We start from the raw sequence: 3,460 nt of genomic DNA, 5'->3' as shown, positions 1-3,460 counted from the left end.
AAATAATCATATTCGTGTGCCTACACGTTTTGAAGGTGAACACCAAGTGAAAAATCATAAGTGCTTGATTTTATGCGATGTGATCTGGTATTTTAGGTAAAATTAGGCTGATGTGAGCCTACAGATCCCAAACGCAAGTTTAACTGTTCGATTTATCCTATTAAATAAAAATGTCAAGAAAAAATGTCACCCGAATCCAAGATCCAAAAACATATCCGATTTTACCATTTCAAGCTCTCTGTAATCTTATGCGGAATAAAAAAAAGAGGGTGCTGGAAATAACCTGCACCCTCCTCCGTAGTTCAATTTCTAAAATTTAGTTTCACTCAGTTAAGACAAATGCTTTTTGAGGAGGTGCATAAGGTCTTGGTGCACCGGCTCTTTTTCTTGCTTCTTTGACCTCTTCAATGGTGTATCCTTTTCTGGGAATAGAGAAAATCTGACCGGGATATATTAAATCTGGATCATTAATCAGGTTACTGTTGGCGTCATAGATTATGGGCCACTGGAAGGGATCATTATAGATGTCTTTGTACTTGGCGATCCACCAGAGACATTCACCTCTCTTTACTACGTGGCGGTCAGCGTAGGATACTTCTTCCACTGCAACTAATGTTTCTTTAAGAACGGATTTTCCTTCTTCAAGCTTAACAGCGGATTCTTCCTTGCCTACAGCAGTTTCTGCCGGTTTTTTGGCACATCCGGAAAAGAGGAACCCCAATAGAACAAACATAATAACCAAAGCGTTTAATAAATTGTCGCGTGTCATACCTGTTTACCTCCTCTTTATATAAATCAGGAACAGTTTTTTCTTAACTTCTCAAAAGGGTACAAGTATCATAACTTTTTGTCAATAAAAAAGAAGTGCCCAAAAATAGACATTGAAAATAAAGACTGTCCTCCCCGTCCCGTAGGACAGCCGTCTCGGCTGTCTAAGCGATTCACCATTATGGACAGGCGGGACGCCTGTCCTACTGTATTGGAAGGGTCAATGTCAATTTTGGGGAAGGGGATTAATTGATGCACTCGTAAAAAGTCATAAACTGCACCATTTGTCGTCCTGAACTCGTTTCAGGATCTCACTTGTTTCAGCATCTAATTATTTCAGCAAGTTAGAGACCCTGAATGATCCTGAAACAAGTTCAGGACATGATTTTGGGTGACAAAAAAGGACTTTTTGCGAACTTGTCATTAATTAGCGGTCAGCAAACTTCTGTCAACAGGATGAGGAAACACATTATTTTTCTTGAAAGCCGATAGCTGACCGCTAATCATACTATTTTTAATGAAAGTTCCATCAATTGTTCTATGCTGATCTTCCCCGGGGCATCTGTAAGAGGGCAGGTTGCTTTCTGAGTTTTAGGGAATGCTATAACATCCCGGATAGACTCGGCGCCGGTCATCAGCATAATCATCCTGTCAAAACCGAAGGCTATACCCCCGTGAGGAGGTGTGCCGTATTCAAGGGCATCCAGAAAAAAACCGAATTTCATCCTTACTTCATCTTCTTTCAGTCCAAGAACATTAAAAACTTCCGCCTGGATTTCCTTCTGGTGTATTCGTATGCTTCCTCCCCCTATCTCGGTTCCGTTCAGAACAAGATCATAGGCTCTGGCCTTGACCTTCCCGGGATCTGTTTTCAGGAGAGGTATATCTTCTGTTAGCGGAGAGGTGAAAGGATGGTGTTTTGCTGCAAACCTCTTTTCTTGCTCGCCGTATTCAAACATGGGAAACCTGGTAATCCAGGTAAAAGCGAATACTTCATGATCAATCAATCCTAATTTTTTGGCAAGATGGATCCTCAGACTACTTAGAGAATCGTTCACAATCCCTGGCGAATCGGCAACAAAAAGGATTACATTACCCGGGATTGCCTCCATTTTCTTGTTTATCTGTTCAATTTCCGCAGGTTTTAAGAATTTGAATATCGGAGACGTCCACCCGTCGGCGTTTACCCTTGCCCAGGCGATACCCTTTGCACCATAAGTGCTGACATAATCTGTCAGACTATCAAGATCTTTTCTGGAAAGGGGTTTCCCATCGTCTACTTTTATTGCCTTTATAACTCCGCCGCGATCGGACACTTCCCTGAAAACCTGAAAACCCGAATCCTTTACTATTCCGGTCAGATCTCTAAGTTCCAGTGAGAACCTTGTGTCCGGATTATCCTTTCCATATCGAGCCATGGCTTCATCATAGGTCATCCTCGTGAATGGAACCATAACTTCTTTGTTGATGCACGTTTTAAATAGATGAGACATAAGGCCTTCCATCGTTCTTATAATATCTTCCTCTGATATGAAGGACATTTCTATATCGATCTGTGTGAATTCAGGCTGGCGATCCGCCCTGAGGTCTTCATCACGAAAGCACCTCACAATCTGGTAATACTTGTCAAAGCCGGAGACCATAAGCAGTTGTTTAAAAAGCTGTGGTGATTGGGGGAGCGCATAGAACATTCCATGATTTATCCTGCTTGGGACAAGATAATCACGTGCACCTTCGGGAGTGCTTTTTGTCAGGAAAGGAGTTTCAATTTCTATAAAACCCTCTTTCTGCAAGTAGTTTCTTGTTTCAGCAGCGACCTTGTTTCTGAGTATTAATTTTTGTTGAATCTTGGGCCGTCTCAAATCGAGGTATCTGTATTTAAGGCGAAGATTTTCGGAGATATCGACATCAGCATCAAGAACAAAAGGCGGAGTTTTTGATTCGTTGAATATTTCCAGCTCATCGACCATCACTTCGATACCACCGGTTTTCAAATCCGGATTAACCATTCCTTCCGGTCTGGGCCGTACCTTACCTTTTACAGCGAGGACAAATTCACTCCTTATCCTGTGGGCCTCTTTGTGGAATTTGGGACTTACTTCAGGGTTGAAAACAACCTGTGCCAGGCCTTCTCTGTCCCTTAAATCCACGAATATCACACCTCCGTGATCCCTTCTTCTGTGCACCCATCCCATCAGGACCACTTCTTTCCCCGTATCGGAAGGACCGAGATTACCACAATAATGCGTTCTTTTGTTGACAGTTATGAAATCAGACAAAATATGTTTACCTCTTCTTATTCTTTGACGTATTCGCAAAAGTCCAAATCTTGTCACTCCCGCGCAGGCGGGAGTCTATAACACCTTACAATAACTGGATTCCCGCCTACGCGGGAATGACAGAGAAGAACGAAATCCGACTTTTTACGAACTTGTCATTCTTTGATGGACTCGTAAAAAATCTTTTTTTGTCACCCAAAATCATGTCCTGAACTTGTTTCAGGATCATTCAGGGTCTCTAACTTGCTGAATTAATTAGATGCTGAAACAATTGAGATTCTGAAACGAGTTCAGAATGACAAAAGGGGGAAGATGTCACCCTGAACCATACCCTGAAGATGTCACCCTGAACTTGATTCAGGGTCTATTTCAGGATTTATTATTTTGCTTATCGCTTCCTCTATATTATCAAG

2 protein-coding genes are annotated in these 3,460 nt (G+C 42.0%); both read right to left on the bottom strand.

The window, feature by feature from the left end; translation table 11 throughout:
• Window positions 1-322: 322 nt before the first annotated feature.
• Complete coding sequence (locus tag Q7J27_00470; protein MDO9527614.1) at window positions 323-769, bottom strand: LysM peptidoglycan-binding domain-containing protein; 447 nt, start codon at window positions 767-769, stop codon at window positions 323-325.
• Between the two features lie 502 nt (window positions 770-1,271).
• A complete protein-coding gene (aspS, locus tag Q7J27_00465) occupies window positions 1,272-3,047 on the bottom strand; it encodes an aspartate--tRNA ligase (protein ID MDO9527613.1) in 1,776 nt (591 codons plus the stop codon).
• Window positions 3,048-3,460: the final 413 nt, after the last annotated feature.

The organism is Syntrophales bacterium, assembly GCA_030655775.1.
Lineage (GTDB): Bacteria > Desulfobacterota > Syntrophia > Syntrophales > JADFWA01 > JAUSPI01.
The sequence above is the reverse complement of the archived record's forward strand: the minus strand, read 5'-3'. Positions and strand labels throughout refer to the sequence as shown.